This window comes from Mucilaginibacter sp. OAE612 (assembly GCF_041806395.1).
GTDB classification, from domain to species: domain Bacteria; phylum Bacteroidota; class Bacteroidia; order Sphingobacteriales; family Sphingobacteriaceae; genus Mucilaginibacter; species Mucilaginibacter rubeus.
The window spans coordinates 4,416,046-4,439,369 of sequence record NZ_JBGMUW010000001.1; the positions used below are offsets into that span (position 1 = coordinate 4,416,046).

Annotated in this window: 21 protein-coding genes; 10 read left to right on the plus strand and 11 right to left on the minus strand. The window is 42.9% G+C overall.

Annotated elements, in window-relative coordinates:
* The first annotated feature begins 171 nt into the window (after positions 1-171).
* Together ABID99_RS18360 and ABID99_RS18365 are read left to right on the plus strand one after the other, a co-directional pair.
* Positions 172-594: a hypothetical protein gene (locus ABID99_RS18360; RefSeq protein ID WP_373614710.1), complete on the plus strand. Its 423-nt coding sequence runs from the start codon at positions 172-174 to the stop codon at positions 592-594.
* A 27-nt stretch (positions 595-621) separates the two neighbouring features.
* Complete coding sequence (locus ABID99_RS18365) at positions 622-1,302, plus strand: metal-dependent hydrolase (RefSeq protein ID WP_373614711.1); 681 nt, start codon at positions 622-624, stop codon at positions 1,300-1,302.
* Positions 1,303-1,402: 100 nt separating this feature from the next.
* Here ABID99_RS18365 and ABID99_RS18370 read toward each other — a convergent pair whose 3' ends face one another.
* Complete coding sequence (locus ABID99_RS18370; RefSeq protein WP_090523523.1) at positions 1,403-1,879, minus strand: organic hydroperoxide resistance protein; 477 nt, start codon at positions 1,877-1,879, stop codon at positions 1,403-1,405.
* Between the two features lie 278 nt (positions 1,880-2,157).
* Here ABID99_RS18370 and ABID99_RS18375 point away from each other — a divergent pair, with 278 nt between their 5' ends.
* The 7 genes from ABID99_RS18375 to ABID99_RS18405 all read left to right on the plus strand — a co-directional run bounded on the left by ABID99_RS18375 (position 2,158) and on the right by ABID99_RS18405 (position 8,729).
* Entirely contained in the window at positions 2,158-2,706 is a 549-nt protein-coding gene (locus ABID99_RS18375; protein WP_176623271.1) for a hypothetical protein, read from the plus strand.
* A gap of 236 nt (positions 2,707-2,942) precedes the next feature.
* On the plus strand, positions 2,943-3,455 hold the full coding sequence (locus tag ABID99_RS18380) for a carboxymuconolactone decarboxylase family protein (protein WP_373614712.1): 513 nt from the start codon (positions 2,943-2,945) through the stop codon (positions 3,453-3,455).
* 27 nt (positions 3,456-3,482) lie between these two features.
* Complete coding sequence (locus ABID99_RS18385; RefSeq protein WP_373614713.1) at positions 3,483-5,990, plus strand: TonB-dependent receptor domain-containing protein; 2,508 nt, start codon at positions 3,483-3,485, stop codon at positions 5,988-5,990.
* Complete coding sequence (locus ABID99_RS18390) at positions 5,951-6,253, plus strand: hypothetical protein (RefSeq protein ID WP_373614714.1); 303 nt, start codon at positions 5,951-5,953, stop codon at positions 6,251-6,253. Before ABID99_RS18385 ends, ABID99_RS18390 begins: the two co-directional genes overlap by 40 nt.
* A 5-nt stretch (positions 6,254-6,258) precedes the next feature.
* A complete protein-coding gene (locus ABID99_RS18395; RefSeq protein WP_373614715.1) occupies positions 6,259-7,545 on the plus strand; it encodes an MFS transporter in 1,287 nt (428 codons plus the stop codon).
* Between the two features lie 66 nt (positions 7,546-7,611).
* Positions 7,612-8,157, plus strand: a complete 546-nt coding sequence (locus ABID99_RS18400; RefSeq protein WP_373614716.1) for a carboxymuconolactone decarboxylase family protein — start codon at positions 7,612-7,614, stop codon at positions 8,155-8,157.
* Positions 8,158-8,174: 17 nt separating this feature from the next.
* Positions 8,175-8,729 (plus strand): carboxymuconolactone decarboxylase family protein, encoded by a 555-nt coding sequence (locus ABID99_RS18405; protein WP_373614717.1) that lies wholly within the window; start codon positions 8,175-8,177, stop codon positions 8,727-8,729.
* Positions 8,730-9,112: 383 nt separating this feature from the next.
* Here the strand turns inward: ABID99_RS18405 and ABID99_RS18410 are convergent, their stop codons facing one another.
* A complete protein-coding gene (locus ABID99_RS18410; protein ID WP_373614718.1) occupies positions 9,113-15,595 on the minus strand; it encodes an alpha-2-macroglobulin family protein in 6,483 nt (2,160 codons plus the stop codon).
* 213 nt (positions 15,596-15,808) lie between these two features.
* Here ABID99_RS18410 and ABID99_RS18415 point away from each other — a divergent pair, with 213 nt between their 5' ends.
* Positions 15,809-17,149 (plus strand): polysaccharide deacetylase family protein, encoded by a 1,341-nt coding sequence (locus ABID99_RS18415; RefSeq protein ID WP_373614719.1) that lies wholly within the window; start codon positions 15,809-15,811, stop codon positions 17,147-17,149.
* A 77-nt stretch (positions 17,150-17,226) separates the two neighbouring features.
* On the opposite strand, the gene hmpA is transcribed toward ABID99_RS18415, so the two are convergent.
* From hmpA to ABID99_RS18460, 9 genes are all read right to left on the minus strand, one after another.
* Positions 17,227-18,441 carry an NO-inducible flavohemoprotein gene (gene hmpA, locus ABID99_RS18420; RefSeq protein WP_373614720.1) on the minus strand — a complete coding sequence of 405 codons (1,215 nt, stop codon included), beginning with the start codon at positions 18,439-18,441 and terminating at the stop codon, positions 17,227-17,229.
* Between the two features lie 38 nt (positions 18,442-18,479).
* Positions 18,480-18,776: a hypothetical protein gene (locus tag ABID99_RS18425; protein WP_373614721.1), complete on the minus strand. Its 297-nt coding sequence runs from the start codon at positions 18,774-18,776 to the stop codon at positions 18,480-18,482.
* A gap of 1 nt (position 18,777) precedes the next feature.
* A complete protein-coding gene (locus ABID99_RS18430; protein WP_373614722.1) occupies positions 18,778-19,071 on the minus strand; it encodes a cupin domain-containing protein in 294 nt (97 codons plus the stop codon).
* 31 nt (positions 19,072-19,102) lie between these two features.
* Positions 19,103-19,489 carry a group III truncated hemoglobin gene (locus ABID99_RS18435; protein ID WP_373614723.1) on the minus strand — a complete coding sequence of 129 codons (387 nt, stop codon included), beginning with the start codon at positions 19,487-19,489 and terminating at the stop codon, positions 19,103-19,105.
* Positions 19,490-19,862: 373 nt separating this feature from the next.
* Positions 19,863-20,300 (minus strand): Rrf2 family transcriptional regulator, encoded by a 438-nt coding sequence (locus tag ABID99_RS18440; RefSeq protein ID WP_090523487.1) that lies wholly within the window; start codon positions 20,298-20,300, stop codon positions 19,863-19,865.
* An 86-nt stretch (positions 20,301-20,386) separates the two neighbouring features.
* Complete coding sequence (locus tag ABID99_RS18445) at positions 20,387-21,505, minus strand: ATP-binding protein (protein ID WP_373614724.1); 1,119 nt, start codon at positions 21,503-21,505, stop codon at positions 20,387-20,389.
* Between the two features lie 22 nt (positions 21,506-21,527).
* Positions 21,528-21,860 (minus strand): hypothetical protein, encoded by a 333-nt coding sequence (locus tag ABID99_RS18450; protein WP_176623254.1) that lies wholly within the window; start codon positions 21,858-21,860, stop codon positions 21,528-21,530.
* Between the two features lie 11 nt (positions 21,861-21,871).
* A complete protein-coding gene (locus ABID99_RS18455; RefSeq protein WP_373614725.1) occupies positions 21,872-22,279 on the minus strand; it encodes a hypothetical protein in 408 nt (135 codons plus the stop codon).
* 163 nt (positions 22,280-22,442) lie between these two features.
* Positions 22,443-23,264, minus strand: a complete 822-nt coding sequence (locus ABID99_RS18460; RefSeq protein ID WP_373614726.1) for a sensor histidine kinase — start codon at positions 23,262-23,264, stop codon at positions 22,443-22,445.
* Positions 23,265-23,324 lie beyond the last annotated feature (60 nt).

The following is a 23,324-nucleotide window of genomic DNA, read 5'->3' on the forward strand; positions in this document are numbered from 1 at the left end:
TCACTGTTCTCTTTATCATTCCTGACAAGGGCACCGTTTGAACGTAACCCGCAGGATTGTGAATTGATCTGCGTTACGGGAAAGAGAAAAAAACCGGCAACAAATAATTAAATCTAACATAAACAGGATCGGCCCTTCGCAGGGCCGATCCTGTTTTTAATAAATACTATCATGAAAACATTACTGCTAATTGCCATAGCAACATTTTTAAGCATTGGGGTTTATGCCCAGGCAAACGAACTAAATTGCACCGAGCAGGCATTTACTTTTAAAATAAACCTGCCGTCGGGTGGACGCAACTATTCATCTGAAATAGACCGCTTTGACGCTTCGCAATTATCACCGGAGTTCAGGTTGCCGGGTGCTAATACCAGTAAACAAAATCAAGCGGATAGCATTCTGCCTGCCGGCTTTAACAAAAAACCTGATCCATACACAGCTTATTCTTCGGCCGATAATATCCTGCTTAAAAAGATGACATTTCTACATCCTAAAATAAACGCTGTAACAGGTAAATTTACCTACACAGCCTACGATCATTTTAAGCTATTGCCAATGCCTGTCTTAAACGCCTTAACTCCGCTCTTAAACTAATCATCATTAACATAAAAAAGCAAACCAATGAAACTCAACTATTACGGTCACTCATGCTTCTCGGTAGTTGCCGGGGGTAAACACGTCTTGTTTGATCCCTTTATTACAGGTAACGAATTGGCAAAAGAAATCAACATTGATGAAATTAAAGCTGATTACATTTTTGTATCACACGGGCATTACGATCATATTTTGGATGTAGAAACTATAGCCAACCGTACGGGCGCTATGGTTGTAGGCATTTATGAGGTTTACGATTACTTCAGCAAAAAGGGCGTTAAAAATGTACATCCTTTAAACCCGGGTGGTAAAGTGACCTTTGATTTCGGCACAGCAAAATCATTCATCGCGCAGCACTCGGCCAGTTTTCCGGATGGCAGCTATGCAGGCGTGGCCTGCGGTTATGCTTTAAAGACTGATGATGGCAATCTGTATTACAGCGGCGATACCGGTCTCACCTTAGATATGGAACTGGTGGCCAAATGGGTTGATCTCGATTTCGCGGTTTTCCCTATCGGGGACATGTTAACAATGGGTATTGAAGATGCCATTGAAGCGGTAAAGCTTGTTAAGGCCAATAAGGTTTTGGGGGTTCACTATGATACTTTTGGCTTTATTAAAATAGATAAGGACAAAGCTTTTAAACAATTTGAACAGGCAGGGATAAAATTGTTTTTACCAGCCATTGGCGAAAGTATAGAGATTTAAATCTGTGATTTTCCATACATAAAAAGGCCTGCTCTCTTTAACAGGAGCAGGCCTTTTTATGACTTTTAAAGTACCCCCTTCAGGGGGCGGAGGGAGCGAATTATACTAAATTGATCTCAACGTTGATGTTACCATAAGTTAACTTTGAATAAGGACATGTTTGGTGTGCTTCTTCAATCAATGCTTTGGCAACTTCAACATCCAGGCCTGGTAAGCTTACGTTTAAACGGGCTTGCAGAAAATAGGCACCGGTAGTAATACCCAAATCCACTTCGGCATCAATAGCCAATTCGGCAGGGAGTGCAATCCTTTTTTTAGCGGCAGCAATACCGATGGCGCCTTCAAAACATGCTGACCAGCCTGCTGCAAATAATTGCTCGGGGTTTGTGCCTGGTTTAGGGGTTCCGGGAGTTGAATGTTTGATATCCAACTGGCCATCGGTACTAACAGATGAACCACCGTCACGACCGCCAACTGTACGAACTTTACCGGTATATAATACTTTGTCGATTTTATTAGCTGAGATAGCGTTGATAACCTTGATCTTACTGATACCTGATTCTTGAATAGTTTCCATTGTGTTATTTATTTATTAATTTTTGTTTTTTGTATGCTCAAAGATACCCTGATATCGCCCGGTGCCCTATCACTAACTATGTGAACCGGACAAGCCATGTCGTGAACAAGACATTCTTTAAGCCGAAAGTTCAACCAGTACGAGAGCTATTGAAACTTTTAATCACAACCGGTAAAGAATAAGAAAACCAGCTACACATTACGCGTAATTATTCTAAATAAATTTGGATACTACGTTTATAAACAGCAATTTTAAGCAACTCATTGTTCGTAAACCAATTGAAGAAGTTTATTGCCCTAATGCTGCTCGGTTTTCACCTGCTTAATATAGGCGGGCAACTGGCATTGCATCAGTTCATGGTTTACAAAAGCAATAAATACTTTGCCGAACAAACTGCCAAAGGCTTTTACAATGTGAAAGACCTTACCGAGGTAGTAATCCCGGTAAACATGCCTGGCATAACCGACTGGAAAAACTACGAAAATATTCATGGGCAGATCCGGTTTGGCAACAACAGCTACAATTATCAAAAAATGCGCGTAACCAGTCGCGCAATTTATTTGATGTGCATCCCAAACTACGAAACCACCCGGCTGGCCGATAAGAACATCATTAACGCAAAGGATGTAAAAGAAAACCCGGTACCGCAAAAAGAACATGTGCCTTTCGGTAAAATAATAATGCAGGACAACCTCAATTTCGCTTTTGTGCATTTTGAATTTAGTTGCCCGATAAAATACACTCAACAAACCGTTGTTCACCCTGTTCAACAGTTAATTCCTGCTCACCAGGACATTCCAGAGCAACCACCAAGGGTCGTTTGCTAATCTTCTCCGTGTTTTAATTCATTTTCGGGGGGTAGCGATTGCTACCCTGCTGTGTTATTTATTTCTGTCGATAGCTAAATTCGTAGCTCAAACGCTATGACAACAATTATATATCGATAGCATCAATAACCTCCGGACAGGTACGCCCCCCTCACTAAATTCAGCATTCAACCCATTATTTATGCCTTATATTACCCTTGAAAGCCATTTGCTGGGCATTACCGGCCTGTTGGAATATGCCAAAGAACCGGCACAACCTATCCGTAACCTTACAACAATTTTTATTACGTGGTCCTTCAACCCTATCCGAAGCTGATCGTGAACTGATTGCCATCGTGGTATCGCACAACAACCAGTGCGCCTTTTGTACAACGGCACATACCGCCGCTGCCGATCTGCTGGCTGGTGAAGCCGAAACAGCGCAAAAAGTAAAGGAAAATATTGAAACCGCCCCGGTTACCGAGAAAATGAAAGCGCTGCTTACCATTGCCAAACTAACTGCTCAAAACGGCCGGAGCGTAACTACCGAGGCCATTAATTGGGCCAAAGCTGCCGGTGCTACAGACGTTGAAATTCACGATACCGTACTGATAGCTGCCCTGTTTTGCTATTACAACCGCTATGTTGACGGCCTGGCCACCGCCCTGCCTGTCGATGCCGGTTACTACAACGTACTGGCCGAACGCCTTGTTAACCATGGTTATACCCGCCTGCCGCAAGGATATGACCATTTAAAAAAACAATCCTAACCCCTGATTTAAGTAAAACCAATCACAATGAAAAAACTTTTATTCGTCTTATTATTGCTCACCTCCATAAACGCGTTTGCCCAGGAAATTAAGATAACGGGGAACATTACTGATGTCGCTACAGGCAGGCCTGTTTCGGGTGCCAGCATCTCTGTTAAAGGAAAGCTTACAGGCACCACTACAGATTCGAAGGGTAACTACACTTTAAATGCCAACAGATTAAAGCTGCCCTTTACTATCGTTATATCCGCCGTGGGCTTTGAAGTACAGGAAAGCCTGGTAACATCTACCAGTAATAATATCAACATCAAACTAACCCAAAAGGCGATTGTGCTTAACGAGGTGGTATCATCTGCCACGCGGATCAACCAAAGCATTTTACAATCGCCGGTGAGTATCGAAAAAATGAGCCTCAAGGCCATTAAGGAAAATCCTTCTTTTACTTTTTATGATGGTTTACAAAGCCTGAAAGGCCTTGAATCGGTTACCAGCAGTTTAACCTATAAACAGATCAACACCCGCGGCTTTAACAGCACGGGTAACAGTCGCTTTTTGCAGTTGGTTGACGGCGTGGACAATCAAACACCAGGCTTAAACTTTTCAGTTGGTAACCTTTTTGGCGCTTCGGATATTGATATCGAAAGCGTGGAAGTTATTCCGGGCGCTGCCTCGGCATTGTATGGCCCGGTAGCTTTTAACGGCTTACTTTCGCTTAAAACCAAAGACCCTTTCAAATACCAGGGCTTAACCGTGCAGGTAAAAACAGGCCTTAATCACTTCAGCGAATCGGTCGTAAAACCACAGGGCTTGTATGATTTTGCAGCTCGCTATGCTAAGGCATTCAACGATAAATTCGCGTTTAAGATCAATGCTTCGTACCTCACCGGCCGCGATTGGTATGCCGATAACTATACCGACGTTAGCGCTTCAACACCGGCAGCGCAACGTGGGCCCAACAACCCCGGGCGCGATGCGCTAAATATTTATGGAGATGAGGTTACAAAAACCTTACCCGGCATTGGCCTGGTTTCCAGAACAGGTTATGAAGAAAAAGACCTGATGAACTATAACGTTTACAGCCTTAAACTGAACGGTGCTTTGCAATACCGTTTCAGCAATAACCTTGAGGCTATTTACCAGTACAACTACGGTCGCGGTACTGCAAGCTATACCGGCAGCAGCCGTTTCGATCTTAATAACTTTGTTTTGCAAACGCACAGGGTTGAGTTAAAAGGCAGTAATTTCTTTATCCGTGGCTACTCGGTTGAAGAAAACTCACACGACTCGTACAACACCCGCTCACTGGCCCAATTCATTAACCGCGACTGGGTAAAAGACCTGAACGGCAACACCGTAACTCCTGATAAAGCTGATGACACCTGGTTTACCCGTTATGCCGCGGCATTTAACGGCACGGTAAGTGGTGTTACTCCTAATAGCAATTCCTCAGCAAGGGCCTTTGCCGATCAGGGCCGTTTTTTACCAGGCACAACTGAATTTAACAATGCCAAAAATGCTTCTATCCATAATTATGGTTTGAGCGGTGCAGGCGTTTTCAGTAACAGTAAATTTTACCATGCTGAAGGCCAGTATGATTTTACCAGCGCCTTAAAAGTGTTTGAGCTTTTGGCCGGAGGCAGTTTCCGCAATTACAGGATGTTCACCAACGGCAGCTTGTTTGATGATAAGGTAAATCGTGTAACCATTAAAGAGTACGGCTCATTTTTACAAGCCGGCAAAAAACTGTTTGATGACAACCTGAAACTAACAGCCTCTATCCGTTATGATAAAAACGAAAACTTTAAAGGAAGCTTCACCCCTCGTTTTTCGGCAGTATATACAGTTGATAAAACCTCCAATTTCAGGGCATCATACCAAACCGGTTTCAGGAACCCAACTCCTGTTGATCAGTTCATTCATCTCAACGTGGGCCCTATCACTATTTTGGGCGGTGCGCCTAATAACAGCAAGGGCTTAAACGTTTATGAAAACTCGTTCACTTCGTCATCGGTAAGCGCTTTTGGCGCTGCGTTTGGCAAGGCGGTACAAAGCGGTACGTCATTCCCACAGGCTATCGAACAAAACAAGGGGCTGCTCCAAAAAGCAAGCGTAGCCTACATTAAACCAGAGCAGCAAAAAGCATTTGAAGTGGGCTATAAAGGCTTGATGATGGATAAATTACTGATTGACGTAAACTACTATTACAGCAGCTACACCAACTTTATTCTGAATACTGTGGTTATTCAACCCAGCAATCCAATTCTTGGTTCTGATGGCCAGATTACCACAGCCTCCGCAACTGATATTCCTAACGGTAAGGTTCACGCCTTCCAGTTGTATACCAACGCACCGGATAAAGTATCGGCCCAAGGAGCAAGCGCCGGTTTAACATACCTGCTTAACGGCGGTTACGCTTTGGGTGGTAACGCAACTTTATCAGTATTTAACCTTCGCAACGCTAATCCTAACAATATTGCGGCTTTCAATACACCAAAATGGAGCACCAATGCTACATTTGGCAACAGCAAAACGTAATCAATGATTTTGGCTTTAACGCGGCGTGGCATTGGCAAACCGCTTACGACTGGTACGGCACATTTAACGGTACCCGTCCCGGTCGCGTTGATGCTTATTCAGTTGTTGATCTGCAGTTCAACAAAAAACTGCCAAAATTTAAATCAACAATTAAAGTTGGTGGCAGCAATATTTTCAACAACCGTATTTACCAATCATATGGTTCGCCGGCAATTGGCGCTATTTATTATGTATCAATAATATTTGATGACCTTTTAAAATAAACAACATGAGCACTTTAACAATTGATGAGCAGGTTGTAAAACCTCAAACAAACCTCAGCGCCGCCTATAGGGTGGTGCTGTTTGCAATCTGTTTTTTTAGTACTGCTCTGGGTGGCTCCGTATCAACACTGATGTCGGTTTACCTGCCCGTTGTGGTAAAAGACCTGCAGGGAACTGTGCCTGCTGATGAGATCAACGCCATAAGTGGGTACATCAATGCCATTTTTATATTCGGCTGGGCCTTTGGCGGTTTTACCTGGGGGGTAATCAGCGATAAAATGGGTCGGAAAAAAGCCCTGCTGCTCGCCATTGGCAGCTATGGCGTATTTACCATTTTAACCGGGTTAATGCCAACCTGGTGGGGCGTGCTGTGTTGCCGCTTTTTCAGCGGTTTTGGCGTAGGCGGCGTTTTGGTAACATCCATAACGCTGGTGAGCGAAGTCTGGCCGGCCAAAAGCAAAGCAGTGATCATAGGCATTCTTTCCATAGCCTTCCCGGTAGGTATTTTCTCCGCAGGGCTAATCAACTTTATTGTATCATCATGGCGGTCGGGCTTTTTTGTCGGGGCGATCCCTCTTGCACTGGCATTGATAGGCGCCCTGGTTTTGAATGAATCTGAAAACTGGCTCAACTACCGTAACGATATCGCCAACCGCGAAAATCCCTTGAATAAACTGCTCTCTAAAAGCCATCGCCGCGAGCTTATTGTAGGCTCCTTAACCTTTGGCACTATGCTGATAGGTTTATGGGCCATATTTTCATGGCTGCCTACCTGGGTGCAAAGCCTGATTACCGACCATGATGCCGCAAAAGAACGCGGCCTGAGCATGATGTGTATGGGCATGGGTGGTTTAATCGGTGGTTTCTTTTCAGGATGGCTTGTTAACTTACTATCCATCAGGCGCTCCATGGTGATCTGTTTCGCGGTTTGCGCGGGTATGTCATTTATCCTGTTTAAAACTAATACTACATTTAGTACAGCAGTTTATATCGAGATCATCATACTGGCTTTATTCTTTGGGGCGAGCCAGGGCGTATTATCAGCCTATATCCCCCAATTATTTTCAACCGGCATCAAAGCAACTGCAACAGGCTTTTGCTTCAACATCGGGCGTATTTTTACAGCTACCGCGGTTTTATTTGTAGGCGTGCTGGTATCAACCCTGGGAGGCTACGGTAACTCGCTATTCATCTTTTCACTGGTATTTATAATAGGCTTGCTGGTAGTATTATTTGTACAGGAGAAAGCCGAAGGCGAGGAAAAAGCAAAAAGCAAAAAGCTGAAGGCTTAAAGCCGAAAGCTTAGAAAATTAAAAAAATCACTAATTCAATAACTCACTAATTCACTAATTAAAAATATGGCACACATCAATGTACCCGAAGGCGTTCCGGGCATCCGTTCGCTGGTAATGTTCAGGCCCGAAACTGGTCAGTATCTATATGAACTTGCCGAAGTATTATTACGCGGAGAGTCAACCTTAAGTCCGGCCGACCGCGAGCTGATTGCTACCTACGTATCCTATCGTAATAACTGCACGTTTTGCTACAGCAGTCATGCCGCTGCCGCCCGTTGCCTTTATGAAGATGACGCCCTTATTGTTGACGAAGTTTTACGCAACATGACCGAAGCCCCTATCAGCGCCAAATTGAAAGCCCTGTTGAATATTGCAGGTAAGGTTCAGATCCTGGGTAAAGAAGTAAAGCAGGAAGATGTTGACGCAGCACGTGCAGAAGGAGCTACCGACCGCGAGATCCACGATGCAGTGTTAATAGCCGCCGCCTTCAGCATGTTTAACCGCTATGTTGACGGCCTCGCCAGTCTCACCCCTACCGATCCGGAAGCTTATGCCGAAATGGGCAAACGTATGGCTAAAGGCTATGTATTACCACAACCGCAGCATTAATTTTTAACCAGACAGATATGGCACATATAGAATTAAATAACGACCTGCCCGGCATCCGCGGCCTGATGTTTTATAGTCCGGAAACAGAGGCCCCGTTAAATGCCCTTGCCGAACAACTGCTTCGCGATGACAACAATTCCCTATCGCGCGGAGAACGGGAACTGATAGCAACCTATGTATCCTACCTCAACGATTGTTTCTTTTGCCAAAATGTACACGGTGCAGTAGCCGGCTATTACCTTGGCTGCAATATTGATGAGATAGACGCCATCAAAGCCAACTTTTCGGCAACTGATCTTTCAGCGAAAATGAAAGCCCTATTGGCCATTGCCGGCAGCGTACAAAAAGGCGGTAAGCAAGTAACCACCCAACAAATTGAAGCCGCTCGCTCGGAGGGAGCTGGTGATAAGGAGATCCATGACACTGTACTAATTGCCGCGGCTTTTTGCATGTTCAATCGCTATGTTGACGGCTTAGGTACATGGGCACCACAAGATAGACAAACCTACATTGACCGGGCACCCGAACGTGCAGAGGTCGGCTACATATCAAGCATTTTTAAGAAGGTTTAATACCTGCGTTTTTATCACATCTACGGCCCGGAGTTAAAAGCTCCGGGTTTTTTTGTTGGCTTATCTGGATACTTAAGCGATAGTTTCGGATTGCCTTACTGACAAAAAGGGGGTTAACAGGGTTAACAGGGTTAACAGAATTCGGGGTTATGCTTTTACTATATTACTTATAATCAATCAGTTGATTGATTTTTATGTAAAAAAGTGTTAACCCCCTTTTTGGATAAATATTATCGGTCAAATTTCAATTCACAGGTAACATAACGTCAAGGGTGGTAAATTTGATTTATACAGCCTCGCTATTTGAACCACTGTAGTCTGAAGATTACAGGCATAATCATCCGACGTCGGAGACTTCACTTTTTACATCAAAACTTATCATTCTACTTAAACACCACCCTGCTCCCCTCACTATGTGCATTAAACTCCGGCGCGTACATGCATTGGATACTGGTAATCCCCGTTGAATAATTGCCAGGCTGTACTACCCGCAATTCGTATTCAAACACATAATTGCCTTTATTTAAATTACTAATAAAAAAATTGGTAGCGACATCTTTATTTACCTGGTAATAGGATAAGCCATCCTGATATTTATATTCGGACAGAACTGATACGGGCTCTGCACCCGCCGGGCGAAGATCTTTCAACTGAACATATTCATAATCACGACCGGCTTTTAAATAAATCACCACTTTGAGCAGATCGCCGGTTTTAGGCTGATGAGCCGCATCAACTGTCTGTAATATAGGCCCTGCATCTGTTTGTTTTTTAATAAAGTATTTACGTTCAAGATGAATATCCGTTTGCGATGGGGTGATCTTATCCATTTGCTCCAGGTACTGCCAGTACATTGCACCATAGCTGATGGATTTCCCGTTATTTTTGATCTCCACCTTGCCTAATGACGGCTTTATTTGCTCGTCACCCCAACTGGTTTTGATATAGCCTGTACCTGCATCAGCCTTTACATCCGGTTTTAAATCGGCGACAGGCTTATTATCGAGCTTAATTTCAGATGCGCCACCTTGCAGCCAGTCTTCCTGTTTTAGCAATAGGGCATATACAGCAGCGGCAGTCGCTTTGGTAGTTTTCCAGTTATTGGTTTGCTTGTTGCGCATAAGCCATATTTTCATTTCCTCAACCGTTTTCGCGTTATTACCAGCCTCAGTGAACAACTCTATCATTAAACTTTGCGTTTCAATCGGCGACTGGTACCAGTAATAACCAACCATGTTTTTACCCCAGTACATTCCCATCTCATCCGAAGTTTGTGTAGTTTCCATCAGCGATTTAATGATGGCCTTTGCCACCAATGGCTTGCCGTTGCGCAACATAGTCACGGCTATCATTCCCTGCTCATAAATGCTTTGCATTACCCATTGATCTTCGGCTCGTTTCAGATAATTATTGAAGATAGATTTTAACGCCGGTTCCATTGGCTTATCAGTGTAGTAACTCCGCACGTACCACGCATGGGCTTCATCGTAACCAATCTCTCTTTTTTGATAGTCCTTTTGTTTCTTCTCTTCTTTATCCTGTTTTATCAGCCCGGCATCCATATACCCAAGCGCTTTGCCGGCAATCTCTTTTAATATTTTATTATCAGCTGTGGCTATCTTCAGATGATAAAGCTGTCCTATTCCTTCCAAAACATGGCGGGTGATGTAATCATCGGCATAATTTCCCCCAAACCAGGGGAAAGCGCCGTTCGGTAATTGCTTTTGTTTCAGTTTATCCAGGTTAGCCTTCATTTCGTAGCTCATTTTATTGAGATCAAAAAGCTGGGCTATCCTTTTCTTTTGCTCCGACTCGCTAAGGGCATCCTGCAGCCATGGTGTTTCTTCGAGCAGTGTGGTTTTTAATTCCTGGTTCTTTTCGAGATTGGAGAGCAATTCTTTACTGTCGCCACTTTTCCACTGATCAAACACCTGCTTGATCAACGGCATTTTACTGATCAAATCTGTCGACAAGCTATTGGCATAATAACGGCTAAACAATTGTTCCGAACACTCATACGGAAACTCCATCATGTAAGGAATGGCCTGCACAGCATTCCAGGCCGGATTTTGACTGTACTCCAGCGTAAGGGTTTTACTTTTTAACGTAGTGCTGCTATTGTTAATTAGCTTATCAAAATTGAATGTTTTAGTTTGCCCGGCCCTTACCATCATCGGCAAACTTTCGGTAACCAACATGCGGTTTGGCAATACCGGGATAGTATTTTCTTCGCCGTCGCTGTATTTACCCGCATCGGCAGTTAAGCGATAAGTAAGCGCATCAAGGCCAGACGGAATTACCAATTTGAAAGAAACTGGTTTTGTTGCCGAAGCTCCTATTTCAAATTTTTGCCGCGCCTCATCATTACTTAAAAATAATGACACGGGTTGCATATTAATACCATTGAAGAGCCGTAATTCCACCTGCCCCTTTAACGGCTCTTTTTCCAGATTAGCTAACCGGGCGGAAACGGTCACCGTATCACCTTCACGTAAAAAGCGGGGCATATTGGCGTTTATGCTCAATTGTTTTTGTGTAACAACTTCTGCCTCGGTATAGCCAAGCTGTAGCTGTTTATCATGTGCGAAAGCCCTAAACTTCCATTTGGTAAGCACCTCGGGCATGGTGAACTCAATCAATACCTGTCCTTTTTCATCTGTACGGAGCTGCGGGTAAAAGAAAGCGGTTTCGTTAAAGTTTTTGCGGGTAGCGATTGGTTTAAGTGTACCATAACCAACAGATAATAATTCTCTATCAAATTTCCCAACAGGCTTTACGGCTATTTCCCGCAAAACTACTTTATTGTTAGCATATTGATTTACCGATGCTACATCGTAAGCAACCTGTAGCCCGGGCGCTCTTCCCGCCAACGCGTACATTGCGTTAGGTTCACTTTCGACAACTCCTGTCATATCACTATTGCCAACCGGCTCACTAACTGCCATGTATCCATCCGTATCCGCAGACGTTTTCTTCAGATAATCCTTTCCGTTAAATCTTACACGAGCGGCATTTTTCAAACCCATCCGCACATACCCATTTACCGGCGGGTTCATATATAACGTAGCCAGGTACTTTCCGCTAAACACCAGTGTAGCATTTTTGGGTACTTTAATCTTATAAAAACCTAATGAATTGGATGTTGTACTAATATTTGTGCCTTTGATCGCGATCTTAACATCTGCTATTGGCATTTTAAACAGGTTAAGCACCCGGCCGCTTACTATTGAGCCGTTTTTTACAAGGGCTGAGTTTTTGATGAACAAAGCCTCTATCTGCCTGTCTTTAGCAGAACCATTTTTATAATTTGATACAGATGCGAGATAGTTATTGTAACCATAGTTATAACCGCCAAAGTAATTGTAGTCCGCCCAATCCAACGTTTCATAATTAAAACTTGCAACAATGGGTGTTTGATAGTATCGGGAATAATCAAAGGGCGCAGTGCTAATTAACTCTACAAATTGATCATAATTTTCCCAACTAAAATAATAGATATTGTTGCCGTCATATGTTGGTAATTGCTTATCCCAGGTTTGTGGAATTGCAACGTCATCAAGCGAGGCATCATACATACCGGCCAATAATTCGGCTTGCTCCTTTTCTTTACCAGGCGCCGATACCTGTACTTTCCATTGTTCTTTTTCGCCGGGCTGTAACTTATTTCTGAAAGTAAGCAACCGGACCTTTAATGCCGATGTAGTGTCTTTTATTTTGATGTGGGTATAGCTGCGGTACAAACGGTTATCGTTCAGCATTAAAAATTGCACCGCGAAATTGTTTTTAGCGGTTGCAGGCACAGGTATTTTTAAGCTCCGCTGCTGACCGCCGCTAACAGTAAGCCACTCTGCCGATAGCATTTTAGGCCCCTCATATTTTTCAACCAGGATATGGGTTTCCCTGCTTGTGCCCAACCAAAATTCGGCAGTTTGCCCGGCCTTATCTATTTTATCATTAATGACAGTTGCCCAGCTATCCATATCCGGTGCCCTGCCAGCCTCAGCGTGAAATTTGATAAAATATGTTTGCGATGTAGTATCGCCCTTACCGCTCCTGGCATTTATAACCAATTTATAAACGCCGGTTGGCTGTTGTTTCATTGCCGCCAGATCAAGTTGGCTATAGGTACTATCTGCAACAGTTATGCGGTCGTCGATAATAGTTTTATCTGTTTGCCAGGTTTCCTGTTTGTCCTCTTTTTTATAGGCATAGCCCGGAAACAGCTTTTTAAACTCACCGGCATCCATCAGGTGTTGATCAGGCGCTTCCCATAAGCGTTTTTTGAACACGCTTTCTGGTTGCCTCAACGAATACACCTTCACATTCAGCATACCGTTTTGCGGTTGGCCATTTATGTTGCTAAGCTTTACATGTATGGTAGTTTTATCCTTGACTGAAAGTTCTTCAGGCACTGTCAGTTCCAGATCGAGCACATTATCGCTTACTTTGACTTCGGTATTTGCCGACTGTGTTTCACCGCTTCCATCAGTTACATCGGCGGCGATACTGTAATTATACATATCCGGAACTTTTCCGTTACCGGGTGAAGCTTTAAATGCAAACTGAAATTCGCCATTGGTATTTGTTTTAATGGTATCAGATGCTATCTCAGCCGGCGTGCCTCCTACGATGTAGTCGTTACCTCCCATTTTTAAATAATAAGGGCGATATGTTGGTGTTCGCTTAACGTGATAAGCTACTCCTGCGCCAGATAACCCGTAGCCAGAAAACGCGGTAACTTTACCTTTGATACGTACAGAGTCATTAAACCTATACGTTTCCTTTACCGGCGAAAATGTTACCTGGAAGGTAGGCCGTTTGTATTCCTCAACGCGGATCGTTACCGAGCCATGATCAGTAATTACAGACATCATTCCACCCAGCGTTTGCTGAGGTATAATAAATGAACCTGTTACGGTACCGTACTCATTGGTTTTAAGGTTCAGACTGCCCTGCTTTTGTCTGTTGGCATCAAACAAACTAACAATAATCTGCGCGTTAGGCACAATGCTGCTTTTATTATTCAACGTACTTATCTGCAACGCTTTAAAATAAACTGTTTGCCCCGGGCGATAGATCTGCCTGTCGGTAAACAAAATTGTTTTTTCGACAGGCTCGGCAGACGGCTGCGATGTTTCTACAACACCATAAACATAGTTTTGCCTGCCGGTTAGCCGATCATTGTCAGTTGAAAGGTCCACATTATAGTAATTGCCTCTACATGTAAAAGTGAATACTCCGTCAGCATCGGAGTTGCCTTTACTGATAGGGTTCCTTAACATTTTGTCTTTACCGTTATAAGTATTGTATACATCAACCGTTACATCCTTAAGCGGTTTTCCGCTATCACGATCAAGTACCCTGATCTCTTTTACTCCGTTAAGCCATTGCCGTGTAACGCAGGCTAAACCACTTACCCTAAAACGCGCCAAACCGGTTAATGCAGGCTTATTTTGCAAAGCATCATCAACTACAATAAAATAATTGCCCGGCTGCAACGGTGCTATTTTAAATTCGGCATGGTGGTTTTTATAATCGTGCATATCAGGCAGCAAAAGTTCGCCGGTTTCCGCGGGCTTTAATTTGGTTACAAAATCATACACCTTTTTGCTGATGTTTAACTCCCATTCTTCATCCTGGTTATTGCCTTTTTTCAGCTGATTTATTTGCGCATCGGTAACCCTATAAATTGCAAACTTTGCCTGTTTAATATTAGCATACTGCAAGCTTGCTAATAATGGTTTGCCGGGAGCATATACCTCTTCAACTTGGGCTGATAAGGCCTGTTGCTCTAGCTCATGAATGTAAGCCTTCGCGTTTTTTCCACTTATACTGTTCGGAAATAACTCTTTAGCTTTTTCATAATAACTATGCGCTGTAACCAGGCTATCAATATTTTGATAGTAAAGCCCCATTTGTACTAAAGCTTCGGCACTTATCGGTTTAGCAGCATAATTGGCTGTTGTACGTTTTAAGCTCGCCAGATACAACGAGTCGGCATTGCTTAAAGTAGATTTTATATGCAGAAATTTAAGACGTTGCAGTTCCAGATCAGCGAGGGCATCTGTATTGTTTTCGTGCAGATGAAATGCTGTAACCTGCTGCAACAACTTAATTCCCTGATACCAGGACGAAGCGGTGTCGACACTATTGACGTTCAACTTAACAAATGAACCGCCATCTCCAAAAAAAGCAGGATCATCCAAATAGAACGCCATTTTGGGTTTGATGATTTCCGGTTCGTCAGCCAAAAAGAATTCAAAAGCCCGCTGTACCAGTAAGTCATAAAGTGTGGGCCGCAAATAACGGATGCTTTTATCGCCCTTTAAAACACCATCAAGAGTGCCGATTGGCGTGGCCTGTAACTGTTTTGTATCTGCAAGCGATAGCCGGTATTGTTTTGCTGTTTCTGAAATGATGGTTTGCAGGTCCCACTTGGTGTAATCGTTGCCGGGCGTTTCAAGGCGGCTCCGCTGGCTGTAATTGTAACGATTGTCCTTGTAATAATTCCAGTACATTTCGGCCAGCATTGATTGCAGCACCGGCTTTACGGGGAACTTCGCCTTATCAATATCCGCTTTTAACCGGGAGATAATGGCAGACAAGGCATTTTCCTCAATGTACGACTGAAATGTCATCCGGTAAATTACTGCACGAATTTGCTGCGGCGCATTACTTTCATCGTGGGCCAGCTTGTCGAGCTTATCAACCTCTTTCAAAGCCGACCTGGGCAAGCCTACTGCGGCCAATGAATCGATCCGGAAATTGAGCACGTCATATTTAGTTTGTGCCGATATCGGGTTAACCGAAATAATTAAGCTTAGGATAAGCAAGCAGGCAAGGGTTTTGGCAAGTTGTGGTAACATGCTGGATAATGGTTTTGGTTGATGTTTAAACGACGTACCAAGATATAAAATATCCATAGGTTAAAATTTAACGTTTTTTAACGATTGATCAATCACTCTACCTTTAAGATGCAATTACAAATCTTTTTCCATAAATAGTTTTCAGACCTCATATCCAGCCAATTGAAACAGCAATATTACTTTGTAAATTAATTTAAAAAGTTAATTTTAGTTATGCTTACCACCAATCATAAACCAATTAAAACCCTGCTGCTCACAGCATTTATCGGCCTGCAAAGCTTGCAAAGCAATGCCCAAACCAAAGCGGGTACAACCGAAATAACTAAATGGCAATACGGCAAAACCGGAGCTGTTTCCCTTACTTATGATGACGGCTCCATGAACCAGTTCAGGAAAGCCCTACCCGTAATGGAACGCCTTAAAATGCCGGCCACATTTTTCATCATTACCGGATCTATCCCCGGATCCAAATACCATGGGAGATTTATTGGCCGCCGGGTAAAGGAGATCATCAAAGAATCGGCAACCGTACCAACCAACGATCAGAACTTTTTTGAGCGGTGCTCGGCCACAGGGTATTTGGGTTATATGGGTACCATCGCTTCGCATACGCAGGCCGGAAGTTTGTACGATAGTGGTAAAAAGGAAAAAGCTTTTAAAGTGCTGGATGACATCTATGCTAAAGCCCGCAATGGCGAATTGAAACCGGGTTACGAACCTAATGACGAGTTTAAACAATCCATAGGTTCAACCTGGGATGATTTCCGGAAGGATGCCGCCAAAGGTTACGAGTTTGCCAGCCATTCTATCACCCACCCCAGTATGCCTGGACTTGATGAGCCAAACCTGCTTTGGGAACTGGAAAAAAGCAAAGCCGATATCCTGGCCCAGCTTGGGCCAAAACATACCTTTTCGGCCGAGTGCCCGTACGGTTTTGAAAACGACCGGGTAATGAGCTATGCCCTGAAAACTTATCCGGCCTTGCGCAACCGAATGCCCGAGTCCTGGCTAAAGGAAATTGATCGCGCCAGCGAACAAACACCCGGCTCAACAGATAAAGATTATATTCAATGGCAGCGTGGCGCAACTACAAAAACACCACTACCTATGATGAAGCTTTGGGTTGATACTACGCTTAATCATACCAATACCTGGCTGGTACTTGTTTTCCATGGTATTGACGGCATGGGTTACGAAGCCTTGCCAAGCACTCTGCTCGATGAATATTTCCAATACATCAAAAGCAAAAACGACAAACTATGGGTAGCAACTTTTGGCGATGTAGCCCGCTACATGCGCGAACGTGAGCACGGCAAGGCCGATGCTTTAACTACAGGAAACATAATACAGGTAAAAGTAAGCCATAGCCTTGATGGCAAAATGTATTATCTGCCGTTAACGCTCAAAACCTACGTATCACCAGGCTGGACAAATGCAACAGTGGCCCAGGGTTCAAAAAGCAAAAAGATTAACACAGCTAAAGATCAGCACGGTACCTATGTACTCTATCAGGCTCAGCCAAATGAAGGCATAGTAACGCTAAAGAAGGGATAATTATATTGGATAGTTTAATTGATGCTGAAGTAGTTTTTGATAAAATAGCCTGCTTCAGCACCAATTAACAATTGCTTTTAGTTCAACTGCAAAGTTTGCGGGCCGAACTCTTCAAAATGGATCAGTTGCTTATCGATCCCTTTTTTAACCAGTTCGCGGTAATGCAGTTCAATAAAGCCAGCCGGACCGCAAATGTAATATTCTGTATTAGGCTCAAATATCTCATCACCCAGTTGGTTCAGGTCAACCCAGCCTTCATATAAATCATCAGTCACCCCTTCTTCAATCTGGTTATAAAAAATGTGCTTTTTAACCTCTTCGTTTTTACCTTCCCAATGTTCAATAACTTCTTTAAAGGCATGCACATTTTTATCACGGCAGCCGTGAACCCATGTTTTTGGTCGTTTACTGCCGCTTTTAATCAAGCTTTCCATCATGCTCATTAATGGGGTTTGGCCAACGCCACCACTTATAAAAACTATCGGGTGGTCACCATCGCCATTTAACACAAAGCCGCCAGCTGGGGCAGATACCTCGATGATATCACCTTCATTAACAAAATTATGCAGACGATTGCTGATCATGCCATCGGCAAGCAATTCAGTTCCGGCTTCGCGTTTTACTGAGATCCGGTAATACTCGCCATTAGGTGCACTTGAGATGCTGTACTGACGGGGTTGCAAAAGGTTAAGCTCAGGCAAGAACAAACGCACGCTTAAAAACTGACCGGGCGTAAAATCAGGTACCGCTCCACCGTTCGCGGGATAAAGGTAAAAGGAAATGATCTCTGCCGATTCTTTTACTTTCTGCTTTACCACAAATGGTCTCCAGCCTGTCCAGCCACCTTTTTTAGCCACTTGTTTACTGTAAAGGTTTTGTTCATGGCCAGTCATAATGGCCGCCAGCTGATTGTAGGCAACAGTCCATGCTTCAAGCAGTTCGGGTGTAGCGGCATCGCCCAATACTTCGCTGATTGAGGCAATCAGGTGACCGCCAACAATAGCATAATGCTCAGGCCTGATATCAAGACTTGTATGTTTTTGACCAATGCCATCAAGCACGGGCATTAACACGCCCGGATTTTCTATATGCTCGGCGTAAGCCAGTACAGCCATGGCAAGAGCGGTTTGTTGTTTGCTGTTTTGCTGATTGCCCATGTTAAACACATTTTTAAGTTCGGGGTTATAGGTAAACATCCGGTTGTAAAAATGAGTTGTTAACAATACTCCATGCTCCTTCAATACAGGTACCGTGGCTTTAACCAGCTCTTTTTGTTCTTTAGTAATCATCATTTTAACAGTATATATTTATAATTAATTGCTGTGCCTGTTTAACCCTGTATCAAAAGGCAAATACTATCCTCTAGGGCCAGCAAGCTATGCAGCATGTTTATTGGTATTTCAAAATCAGTATCCCGCTTTAAGTCAACAGAGCGTTCATGTTCTTTATACAACACGCTTCCTTCGGTTACTATCAGCGTGGCGGGTACTGCGGTTTTGTGCTCCTTTAAAACCGTTCCTTTTTTAAGGCCGATTGCTATCACTTTATAGTGACTGCCTTGTTTTAGTATTTTAACTATCGGCCCTGTAGCTAAGGGCATTTGCCCCCGCACTTGTTCTATAATCATATCAATTAATGTAAATGTTATCAGCTTCAAGGTATTTGATCTGCGCACCGTTAGCCAGTACAATCCAGGCCTTAAAATCATTGATTATTTTAAGCATATGCTGCTCATTGGCCAGGATCAGAAAAGTTTCGCCTTTGCCAAGTTCATAGGTTTCGCCAGCGTAGACGAGCAGGGCGTTCCCCTCCTCTACAATCAGGCAGGCATCTGAAGTTGCTATGTGCCTTTTCATATTTGCACCTGCGGTAAGCTCAACCTTAACCACCTGGAAGTGTTCGTTTACTTCAAGTTGTTTCATAACATTTGATTTTTATATCTGGAAATATCGGCTACATAATAACTCTTCCTGATCCACCCTTCATATTGGCCAGCTTACTCATGAACATTACCGCCATTAAGCCCGCCCTGTTCTTGGCATCATCGGCCATAGGACCGACAAAATGAGCATCAACAGTTTCTTTAAACAGATCCAGCCAACGATCAAAATGAGCATTACCGATAGGTAGCGGCGCATGCCTGGCAAAAGGATTACCTTTAAACCCCGGAACACCAAATAAAGCGGCATTCCAGAAGGCGTACATTTTATCAAGGTGCGGCTGCCAGTCGTTTTTTATAACTTCGGCAAAAACTGGCCCCAATAGTCCATCGAGACGCACCCTGGTATAAAATTCATCAACCAGTATCTTAATTGATGTTAGGTCTTCTATATCGTTCATTAGTTTGTTTATTTGTTGAAATACACGCTATTTAGCAGTAACCATCACAATTATTATTCCATTGAGCCTAACCACCTTGCCAGTATAAACCGGTCTAAGAATCGCGCGTAAAAAGACCATTTAGTGTATTTCAACCGGCTATTCGCGACAAGTTGCAGAGCCCAGACTTATGAAGTTTTTGAAATTTCGTAAGTCTTGTACTTTTTCATATCACCTCAAAGTCCATCGGATTTCTTTTGGGGCATTAATTTAGTTTAATATAATATATTAATACCTTTTTATCCTATAATTAGCTATTCAACATCGTGTTTTATTTAATTTACTAAACTTGATGCTTTGCCCTCCCCGCCTGTAACCTTTTTGGCGGGGAGGGTTATTTTTTCAGTACTACAATTCCCAGGTTCAGGTCTTCGTTGAACTGGCCTATGGTGATAGATTCAAGCATGTTTTGTAAACGGTTCCTTACATCTAAAAAATCATGATGCAAGGGACATGGATTTTTTGACGAACACTCTTTTAACCCTAAACCACAATCCCTGAATATGCCACCGCCATCAACCGCTTCTATTACATCTGATAGTGGGCGGGCCAGGCTTTGTGCATCAAGATAAAAACCGCCATTGGGCCCTTTTACCGATTGAATAATACCTCTTCTACTTAAATCCTGAAGTATTTTAGCCAGGAAATGCTCGGGCGAATCAATGTTTACGGCTATTTCCTTTATGCCAACCCTACTGCCGTCGGCGGTGCGCTGGGCTATAAAAAATACCGCCCTTACCGCATACTCACATGTTTTTGAAAATATTCCCATTGCTTTATAAAGCAAAAGTAATTATTTAAATCAACAATAAAAGATATAAATATCTTTTATTGTTTCGTTTACTTAAACCTGACAGTTTATGCCATTAGTTTTATTGCTTCCGGGCTGGTGACGTTAAATTTATTTTGCTGGTTAAGCGGCAAGCTAAAAGAAAATACAGCACCTCCATCCTTTCCGTTTTCGGCCTTCACTGTACCGCCATGTTTTTGGATAATGCTTTTCACAATATACAAACCCAGGCCTTTGCTGTTTTTTTGCCTTATCGATTTTTGATTGCACTGGTAAAACTTCTGGAAGAGCGCCTGGCTGCTTTCCTCATTAATCCCTACCCCCTCATCATGCACCGATACTTCAACATCATTTTCGTTACAGTCTATATTAATGTTAATGTGTGAGCATGGTGGCGAAAATTTGGCAGCGTTGGTTAAATAATTGATCAGCACCTGGATAATCTTGTATTTATCTCCCCTAACCAAAATGCTATCGGCAGTGGGATATTTACAAAAGCGGTGCCCGGGATAAAGGATCCTCATTTCACCAAGCACTGTATCAACCAGGTCGTTAATATCAAACAGGCTATAATTGAGCTGTGTTGATCTGTCCTCGCCGGTTGATGGTGATAAATATTCATCAATCAGTTTGGTCATCCCGTTAATGTGCTGATCAACCATGTTCAGCAACCTCACCGGTTGTTTATTGATGCTGAGTGCAAGATGGTTAATTAAAAACTGGGTATTGAGCTTTATAATAGTTAACGGCGCACGCAGTTCATGATTTACAATAGCCATGCTCAGGCATTCCTCGTTAACTTTCTGAGTAACATCTTCAATGGTACCAATCATTTGTTCGGCAGTACCCCACCTGCGTGAGTATAAAACACCTGTAAGCCGGACCCATTTTTCGGTACCGGATGGGGTTACAATTTGCACCTGCTTTTCAAATTTGGTACCATTAAAGGAGGCAACCTTAAACTCATGGATAAGTCCGCTCAACTGCCCGGGTTTAACCAGCCCAAAAAGTTGTTCGATATTTTCATCATATCCCTTTGATAGCTCAAGCATCTTGCGCATCCGCGGGCAAAAGGATACCCTATTTGACCGGAGCTGGATTTTCCAATTGCCTATGTATGCTGCTCCTATGGTATGTTCGGGCATTAGCCCCGCCCGGCTTTCCATATTTCTGATTTCCCTGTTCATTTGGATATGTTTTTCTTAAATTTTATTTTATTACTGATAGATTTAACCTGATTACATTATTAAATTTTGACCATAAGCTTAATGACATCCCTTTAATGTACACCCCGTAATCGCTCATTAATATGCCCTTCATGTCATGGTTAATTAACCGAATGGCATACACCAAACTACAATCATTATTCTTTCCCGATGATTTGCAGTGATAGGTTTCCAGGATATCAAAATCATCGGGAGAAATCAGCTCGTTGTATTGTAAGCACCTGATATATTCATTCTCAATTACAAAATCGTGATTAAAGCCCCGCTCCTGCAGATCAATAATGAGGTTAATCAATTGTTCATCATAGTGATGCATATTGCCATTCATTAAATAGGTGATGCCATCAATTCATTTTCAATAGTGTTTGCATTGGCCTTATAAAGCCATAAACGGCCTTGCAAAGCCATGTAAAAAAGCAGGAGTAATGCTTGTATTGCAATAAGCGGCACAGGTACACTTATTGCCAAATCGGTGACGCTGCCCGATAGCAGTAAAAACATATCGGCCGATATAAAACCAAGGCTTATTTGCTTAAGCACGGGTTTGTCCGGCATAAGCATAATAACCAGTAAAACAAATTTCAATGAACATATACTATAAAGCACGATTATGAAAAACCTGGCGGGCACCAGTTGTTCCATCAAACATGTGTTAAGCTTATTAAATAAACCTGTTGCTATAAACATCAACACACTTGTAAAGAAGGCAACTGCCAAACAAACAAACTTTTTCATAGCATGAGGGCTTTACACTTTTATCGCACAATTAATTAATGCTTAATTATTAACTGTTATTTAACAATGTAAAGTTCGGGCCGGAAATACCCGAAATCAATGTACTAATTATGGTTTCAGTAGTACAAATTACATATGACCCAAGACAAATAGGACGTTAATACTATATAGGATAGTATTCATTTTCGATATTCCCGAAATTCTTTTCGGCACGGAAAACCAGGGTTATTGACACGCCCTCGCTATTTTCCATTTTAAAATTCCCGCCAAGCTGCTTGTTCAGGGCCTTCATCATTTCCATACCCAATGACGACGCTTCTTTAATATCAAAACCTTGCGGCAGGCCAATACCATTATCGGCAATGCTCAACATGATATTATTATCATCAAGTGTACCAAGCGAGATGTTTATAAAGCCACGCTTGTGCGGAAAAGCATACTTAATAGCATTGGTAATAGCTTCATTGAGCATAAGGCCGACAGGTACGGCCTGGGCAACGTCTATTTTAACACGTTCAATTTGCTGTTCAAACCTGATTCCCCGTTCATGAGCGTCGTAACAATCGGCAAGATAATTAACCAGTTCGTTGATGTAAACAGCAATATCAATAAAGGCTACGTTTGAGCTGCTGTATAATTTTTGATGGATAAGCGCTATAGCCTGTACACGGTTCTGGCTTTCACGGATGGCAGCAAGTGCCGCGTTATTTTTTAAAAATGCCGATTGGGTGTTAAGCAGGCTCATCACTATTTGCAGGTTATTTTTTACCCGGTGATGCACCTCTTTCAGTAACCAGTCCTTTTCATCAAGCAAGCGGTTTTTATCCGCAGTTAAAAGCTGCAGCATTTGACTTTGCTCACTGATCTCCTTCTCCTTTAGCTGCAACCGTTTACTGTTTATTTGCTTTTGCCAATAACCAACATAAGCCCCCCCAAAAACGAAAAGCAACGCCACAATGCCGACAATTATAAGATCCCATCTCATAACAAACGCACTATTTTTTGCCCACAAAACAGCCTGGAAGATATGATCGTGACGCTGCGC

Coding starts and splice junctions, on each gene's coding strand:
- ABID99_RS18365 (WP_373614711.1), top strand. CDS start 622: ATGAAACTCAACTATTACGGTCACTCATGCTTCTCGGTAGTTGCCGGG.
- ABID99_RS18460 (WP_373614726.1), bottom strand. CDS start 23,264: ATGAGATGGGATCTTATAATTGTCGGCATTGTGGCGTTGCTTTTCGTT.
- ABID99_RS18405 (WP_373614717.1), top strand. CDS start 8,175: ATGGCACATATAGAATTAAATAACGACCTGCCCGGCATCCGCGGCCTG.
- ABID99_RS18440 (WP_090523487.1), bottom strand. CDS start 20,300: ATGGGAATATTTTCAAAAACATGTGAGTATGCGGTAAGGGCGGTATTT.
- ABID99_RS18430 (WP_373614722.1), bottom strand. CDS start 19,071: ATGAAACAACTTGAAGTAAACGAACACTTCCAGGTGGTTAAGGTTGAG.
- ABID99_RS18425 (WP_373614721.1), bottom strand. CDS start 18,776: ATGATTATAGAACAAGTGCGGGGGCAAATGCCCTTAGCTACAGGGCCG.
- ABID99_RS18380 (WP_373614712.1), top strand. CDS start 2,943: ATGCCAAAGAACCGGCACAACCTATCCGTAACCTTACAACAATTTTTA.
- ABID99_RS18370 (WP_090523523.1), bottom strand. CDS start 1,879: ATGGAAACTATTCAAGAATCAGGTATCAGTAAGATCAAGGTTATCAAC.
- ABID99_RS18445 (WP_373614724.1), bottom strand. CDS start 21,505: ATGAACAGGGAAATCAGAAATATGGAAAGCCGGGCGGGGCTAATGCCC.
- ABID99_RS18390 (WP_373614714.1), top strand. CDS start 5,951: ATGGAGCACCAATGCTACATTTGGCAACAGCAAAACGTAATCAATGAT.
- ABID99_RS18400 (WP_373614716.1), top strand. CDS start 7,612: ATGGCACACATCAATGTACCCGAAGGCGTTCCGGGCATCCGTTCGCTG.
- ABID99_RS18435 (WP_373614723.1), bottom strand. CDS start 19,489: ATGAACGATATAGAAGACCTAACATCAATTAAGATACTGGTTGATGAA.
- ABID99_RS18360 (WP_373614710.1), top strand. CDS start 172: ATGAAAACATTACTGCTAATTGCCATAGCAACATTTTTAAGCATTGGG.
- hmpA (WP_373614720.1), bottom strand. CDS start 18,441: ATGATGATTACTAAAGAACAAAAAGAGCTGGTTAAAGCCACGGTACCT.
- ABID99_RS18450 (WP_176623254.1), bottom strand. CDS start 21,860: ATGCATCACTATGATGAACAATTGATTAACCTCATTATTGATCTGCAG.
- ABID99_RS18385 (WP_373614713.1), top strand. CDS start 3,483: ATGAAAAAACTTTTATTCGTCTTATTATTGCTCACCTCCATAAACGCG.
- ABID99_RS18395 (WP_373614715.1), top strand. CDS start 6,259: ATGAGCACTTTAACAATTGATGAGCAGGTTGTAAAACCTCAAACAAAC.
- ABID99_RS18415 (WP_373614719.1), top strand. CDS start 15,809: ATGCTTACCACCAATCATAAACCAATTAAAACCCTGCTGCTCACAGCA.
- ABID99_RS18455 (WP_373614725.1), bottom strand. CDS start 22,279: ATGAAAAAGTTTGTTTGTTTGGCAGTTGCCTTCTTTACAAGTGTGTTG.
- ABID99_RS18410 (WP_373614718.1), bottom strand. CDS start 15,595: ATGTTACCACAACTTGCCAAAACCCTTGCCTGCTTGCTTATCCTAAGC.